The sequence below is a fragment of the Bergeriella denitrificans NBRC 102155 genome (assembly GCF_001592185.1).
GTDB classification, from domain to species: domain Bacteria; phylum Pseudomonadota; class Gammaproteobacteria; order Burkholderiales; family Neisseriaceae; genus Neisseria; species Neisseria denitrificans.
The window spans coordinates 1-6,643 of sequence record NZ_BCWL01000119.1 but is presented as its reverse complement, the minus strand read 5'-3'; the positions used below and the strand labels follow the sequence as shown (position 1 = coordinate 6,643).

The following is a 6,643-nucleotide window of genomic DNA, read 5'->3' as shown; positions in this document are numbered from 1 at the left end:
AGCGTAGTCGAAGTCACTTTTAACTTTTAAGCAGGCTTCGGCTGCGCTCCGCCACCTGTTGAATTGAAAAAGCCGTCTGAAAATCCGCATATTGCGCGTTTTTCAGACGGCTTTTTTACGTCAACCGGCGTGCCGTCAGGCGGCAGCGGTTTGGGAAAATGTGTAGAAACCTTGAAACCGCCGCATTTGTTTTGCCCCGAAAAATCTGCGGGATGGCCGAGATGCGGGGCGTTTGCGTTTATCCTTTTGGGGTTTGTTTAAAATCATTTTAAATGAACTAAATATCCATCATTTTTTATCGTTACTGCGATGGCTGTTTGCAGGCTGTAAGTGGCAATTTATAAAATCATGCAATATTTCATCTACTTCTAAAGTATTAGATTTCAGCGGGAATGATTTTTAAATTTTGTAAACTTGATTTATATCAAATTATCCGTGTTGAATGGTTCATATAATATAAGTGTTTTGAGTATCTCCGAGGCTGAGACAGTGAGAATCGGTTTGGAAAAGGCAAAAGCTGCGGTTTCGAAGCTGCGGCGGTGGGCGGCTGCGTCGGTAACGGCGTTGTCGCTGTCGGTGCTGTGCCTGCCGGCTTATGCGGAGCGGCTGCCCGAGTTTTTGGGTAAAGTGTCGCCGTCTGAAATTTTTCCGAATGCCGACCGCTACGGCGAGCCTGAGGGCAAGCCTATGGTGGCGCGTGTCTATAAGGGCGACGAGCAGCTCGGCCTGGTGTATATCACCACCGATGTGGTGGGTACGCGCGGTTATTCCAGCAAGCCGATTGATACCATGGTGGCGGTGGCCAACGACGGTACGATTGCGGGCGCGAAGCTGGTGGCGCACAACGAGCCGATTGTGTTAATCGGCATTCCGCAGGAGCGGGTGGATAAGTTTATCAATAATTATATCGGCTTGAATTTTCTGCACAATCCGCTCAAGCCCGGCAGCGCGCCGGCGGACATTATCAGCGGCGCAACGGTTACGCTGATGGTGATTAACGACAGCATCCAGCGTTCGGTTAAAGCCATCGCCCATGATTATAAGCTGGGCACGGATCAGGCCGGCGCGGCCAAGCAGGCGGACGATACGCCGGTGCAGACCCGCCCGCGCCGCATGGTGGATATGCAGAATCAGGGTATTCAGTCTTGGAATGCGCTGCTGGAGCAAAAAGCCGTCGGTAAATTCCACCTGACGGTTGATGAGGTCAATAAGCTGTTTGAGCAAAACGGCAATGCTGCTGCGATTGAGCACGCGGAAAAAGGGCCGGGCGATGATACCTTTATCGATATGTATGTGGCCGTAGTCAGCCAGCCGGCCATCGGTAAAAGCCTTTTGGGCGAAGCGGGCTGGGAAAACCTGCAAAAACGTTTGAAACCCGGCCAGCAGGCTGTGTTGATTGCGGGCGAGGGGCGCTATTCCTGGAAAGGCTCGGGCTATGTGCGCGGCGGGATTTTCGACCGCATCGAGATGATACAGGGCGATACGACTTTCCGCTTTACTGATGCCCAGCACGAGCGTGTGGTTGCCTTGGCGGCCGAGGGTGCGCCGGCGTTTAAGGAAGTATCGTGGTTTGTCATTCCCGAAGACGTGGCATTTGATGCCGCCGAGCCGTGGCGCGTGCAGCTGATGATTCAGCGCGTATTGGGTGTGAATGAAAAGGCTTTTGCGACCGTTGATTTCGATTACGAGCTGCCGCAAGGCTATTATGCGGACAATCCGGATGCCGAACCTGTGGCGGTTACCGTATCTGCGGCGGACGAAGAACCTAAAAAACTCGCCAACCAAACGGCGGGGATTGTAGAAGCCGCAACCGGAGGCAGCGAATCCGGCCAGCTGTGGAAGCAGGTGTGGCAGGCCAAGCAGGGGCAGATTGCCGTGGTCGGTGTGGCGCTGACGGTGTTGCTGCTGGTGTTTTTCTTTCAGGATTGGATTGTGCGCTATGAGAAGTGGTACGACCGTTTCCGCCTGTGTTTCTTAACGTTTACGCTGTTTTATATCGGCTGGTACGCGCAGGCGCAGTTATCGGTTGTGAACACGCTGACGCTGTTTTCCGCCGTATTGACCGAATTTCATTGGGAATTTTTCCTGATGGATCCGCTGGTGTTTATCCTGTGGCTGTTTACCGCGACCACCATGCTGCTGTGGAACAGGGGGACGTTCTGCGGCTGGTTGTGCCCGTTTGGCTCTTTGCAGGAGCTGACCAACCGCATCGCCAAAAAGCTGGGTGTGAAGCAGATTACTGTGCCGCATTTGCTGCATACCCGCCTGAGCGCCATCAAATATGTGATTTTCTTCGGGCTGCTGTCCCTGTCGCTTTACGATTTGGGCATGGCCGAACATTTTGCCGAAATTGAGCCGTTTAAAACCGCGATTATTTTGAAATTCGCCCGAGATTGGTGGTTTGTCGCCTTTGCGGTGGCGCTGCTGTCAGCGGGTCTGTTTATCGAGCGTTTTTTCTGCCGATATCTGTGTCCTTTGGGCGCGGCGATTGCCATTCCGGCGCGTTTCCGCATTTTCGACTGGCTGCGCCGCTACAAAATGTGCGGTAACCCCTGCCAAATCTGTACCCACGAATGCCCGGTGCAGGCGATTGCGCCCGAGGGCGATATTCACCCGAACGAGTGTATCCAATGTTTGCACTGCCAGGTGATGTACCACCACGACAAGCGCTGCCCGCAGGTTGTGGCCACCAATAAGAAAAAGCAGAAGCAGGCCGCCGCCAAAGCCGATCATGAGGCGCAGCAGGCGCAGGTGGTGCATTTCGTCAAACCGCAGCAGGCGGCGGAAAGCCGGATTGCCGTGGAAAAATAATACAGCCCGAAAGCAGGTACGATGCGGCCTGCGGGCAAAAAAGTTTACCGATCCCAAGGGTAGGCCGTCTGAAAACGGCAGGGGCGGCTGAAAGCCCCGAGTTTGCAGAAGCGCATACCGAATTAACCAAGGAGTATGATGATGTCAGACGAAAAATTAGAACAAGCAGGCTTGAGCCGCCGTTCATTCTTAGGTACTGCCGCAGCTTCGGGCGCGGGCATTGCCGGTGCGGGTCTGCTGGGCCTGGCGGGCTGTTCCAAAACCGAGGGCGATAAAGCCGCTTCCGGCGCAGCGCCTGCTGCCAAATCCGAATCCGCTTCCGGCGCGATGACTTCGCACATCGGCCCGGGCGAACTCGACCAATACTACGGCTTCCTCTCCGGCGGCCAATCCGGCGAAATCCGCCTGGTGGGCGTGCCTTCCATGCGCGAACTGATGCGTATCCCCGTGTTCAATATGGACGGCGCAACCGGCTGGGGCCGCACCAATGAAAGCCTGCGTATTTTGAATGAAAACAATACGCCGGAAACCAACAAATTCCTGAAAGACCAAGGCCTGCGCTGCCTGCCCAACGGCGACTTGCACCACCCGCACCTGTCGTTTACCGACGGTACTTACGACGGCCGCTACGCCTACGCCAACGATAAAGCCAACAACCGCGTGTGCCGTATCGACCTGAACGTGATGAAAACCGACAAAATCGTCGATATTCCCAACGTATCCGGCGTACACGGCCTGCGTCCGCAACGCTACCCGAAAACCGGCTACATCTTCGCCAACGGCGAACACATCATTCCGGTAGAAGGCTACGGCACTTGGGAAGACCCGAAAACCTGGAATGCCGTTTATACCGCTATCGACGGCGAGACTATGGACATCGCATGGCAGGTATTGGTGGACGGCAACTTGGACAACGGCGACGCCGACTACCAAGGCAAATACTCGTTCTCAACCTGCTACAACTCCGAGCGCGCGCTGACCGTACAAGGCGCGTCTGCCAACGAGCAGGACTGGGTCGTGGTGTTCAATCTGGCCGCCATCGAAGAAGCTATTAAAAACGGCCAATACAAAGAAGTGAAAGGCGTGAAAATGGTGGACGGCCGCGCCGAAGCCAATTCTCCGTTTACCCGCTACATCCCCGTGCCGAACTCGCCGCACGGCTGTAACGCCTCTCCCGACGGCAAATACATTATGCTCAACGGCAAACTGTCGCCGACCGTAACCGTATTGGATGTCAGCAAACTGGATGATTTGTTTGCCGGCAAAATCCAGCCGCGCGATGTCGTCGTAGCCGAGCCGGAGCTGGGCTTAGGCCCGTTGCATACCGCATTCGACGGCCGCGGCAACGCCTACACCACGCTGTTTATCGACAGCCAAATGTGTAAATGGAATATTGAAAAAGCCATCGAAGCGTATCAAAACAAAGATAAAAAAGTGGAATATATCGTGCAGAAACTCGATGTCCACTACCAACCCGGCCACAACCACTCGACCATGGGCGAAACCAAAGAAGCCGACGGCAAATGGCTGGTGTCTTTGAACAAATTCTCCAAAGACCGCTTCCTGAACGCCGGCCCGCTGAAACCGGAATGCGACCAATTAATCGACATTTCCGGCGACGAAATGAAGCTGGTGCATGACAACCCGACTTTTGCCGAGCCGCACGATATGTGTTTGGTGGCCGCTTCCAAAGTGAATCCGTCCAAAACTTGGGATCGCCAGCGCGATGCCTGGTTCTGGAAAGACGCGGAAGAGCAGGCGCAAAAAGACGGCGTGGATTTGATGAAAGCCGCCAAAGTGGTGCGCGAAGGCAATAAAGTGCGCGTGTATATGACCGCCGTTGCGCCGTCGTTCAGCGTGCCGAACTTTGAAGTGAACCAAGACGACGAAGTGACCGTATATGTCACCAACGTGGAAACCATCGAAGATTTGACCCACGGCTTCACGCTGGAAGGCTACGGCCTGGCGATGGAAATCGGCCCGCAACAAACCTCTTCCATCACCTTCAAAGCCACCCAGCCGGGCGTACACTGGTTCTACTGCCAATGGTTCTGCCACGCGCTGCACATGGAAATGTCCGGCCAGATGATTGTGAAACCGAAGCGTTAATGCTTTGATTGAATCATTTGATATTGTTGGATATAAACAGGCCGTCTGAAAAATCAATGGCTTTTCAGACGGCCTTTATAACAAAGTGGTTTGCACAGTAAAATGCGGCAGATTATTTTGTTATAGAGTTAAATTTTTAAGAAACCGAATTGTGCAGGCTGGGTGCTTTGTAAAAGTGTTTACAGTCCTCAGCCGTCATTCCCGCCTACGCGGGAATGACGGCTCCGGAAAGCCTATTTCGCATCCAACCCATACGCCGTCTGAATATTGAGAGAGCTTATGCCCACATTATTCCGCATTCCCGCATTGTCCTACGCCGCTGCGGCGCTGGCCGCCTGCTGCGTTTTTCAGACGGCATCGGCGGCGGTGATCGGCGTGTCTCCGCAAGACGACGTTCAAGCCGTGATTGCCCGCGCCCAAGCAGGCGATACCCTGCGGTTTGCGCCGGGCGTGTATGAAACCAAAATCCGCATTGACAAACCGCTGACGCTGGAAGGGCCGGCCGACCGCCGCGCCGAAATCCGCGGCGACCGCACAGGGCGCACCATTGCCGTGCACGCGCCCGATGTGGCCATCCGCAACCTGACAGTCAGTAAATCCGGCCTGATTCTGCCCGATATGGACGCGGGCATTTATCTGGAAGAAACCGCCGAGCGTGCCTTGGTGGAGCATAACGATATTCTCGACAATTCCGTCGGCGTCTATATCCACGGCGCACGCGACGCTCTGGTGCGCGCCAACACCATCATCGGCAACGCCGAATTGCGGACCAACGAGCGCGGCAACGGCGTCACGGTATGGAACGCGCCGGGCGCGCAGGTGTCGGACAATGATATTTCCAAAGGCCGCGACGGGATTTTTTCCAATACCAGCAGCCACAATACCTATAAAAACAACCGCTTTACCGATGTGCGCTTCGCCGTGCATTATATGTACACCAACGACAGCGAAGTAAGCGGCAATATCTCCATCGGCAACAACATCGGCTACGCCATGATGTTTTCCGACCGCATCAAAGTGTTCGGCAACATCGCCGTCAACAGCCGCGACCAGGGCATCATGCTCAATTACGTCAACCATTCGGAAATCGCCGACAACATCATTTACCGGGCCGATAAGTGCGTATTTGTGTACAACGCCAATTACAACCGCATACTCGGCAACCATTTCGAGCAATGCGCCATGGGCATCCATTTCACCGCCGCCATCGAAGGCACGGAGCTGAGCGACAATTCCTTTATCAATAACGAAAGCCAGGTCAAATACGTCAGCACCCGCTTTCTCGATTGGGGGGAAGACGGGCGCGGCAATTATTGGAGCGACAACAGCGCGTTTGACTTGGACGGCGACGGCATCGCCGACAGCGCCTACCGCCCCAACGGCATCACCGACCAAATCATCTGGCGCGCCCCCGTCGCCCGCCTGCTGATGAACAGCCCGGCCGTCAGCATCGTCAAATGGGCGCAATCACAGTTTCCCGCCATCCTGCCCGGCGGCGTAACCGACAGCAAGCCGCTGATGAAACCCTATGCCAACAGCGCTATGCCGCGCTATCTGCAGATTAAAGACGAATTACAGCAAATCGCCGAGCGCGAAAAATCGCAATGGGCGGGCGAGGCAAACGATTAGGCCGGCGCATCGACGGAGCAGCCGTAGGACGGGCATCCCTGCCCGTCGCTTTGCCGTAAGGCAAAGAAAAACTCGATTGTTTTATAGTCATTTA

Annotated in this window: 3 protein-coding genes; all 3 read left to right on the top strand. The window is 54.8% G+C overall.

The annotated features are described in order from the left end of the window. The first annotated feature begins 585 nt into the window (after window positions 1–585). Window positions 586–2,811 carry a NosR/NirI family protein gene (locus tag BDE01S_RS07155; protein ID WP_066079403.1) on the top strand — a complete coding sequence of 742 codons (2,226 nt, stop codon included), beginning with the start codon at window positions 586–588 and terminating at the stop codon, window positions 2,809–2,811. Between the two features lie 141 nt (window positions 2,812–2,952). Beyond that, window positions 2,953–4,920, top strand: a complete 1,968-nt coding sequence (gene nosZ / locus BDE01S_RS07150) for a TAT-dependent nitrous-oxide reductase (protein WP_066079400.1) — start codon at window positions 2,953–2,955, stop codon at window positions 4,918–4,920. Between the two features lie 279 nt (window positions 4,921–5,199). Next, complete coding sequence (locus tag BDE01S_RS07145) at window positions 5,200–6,549, top strand: nitrous oxide reductase family maturation protein NosD (RefSeq protein ID WP_082790444.1); 1,350 nt, start codon at window positions 5,200–5,202, stop codon at window positions 6,547–6,549. Window positions 6,550–6,643 lie beyond the last annotated feature (94 nt).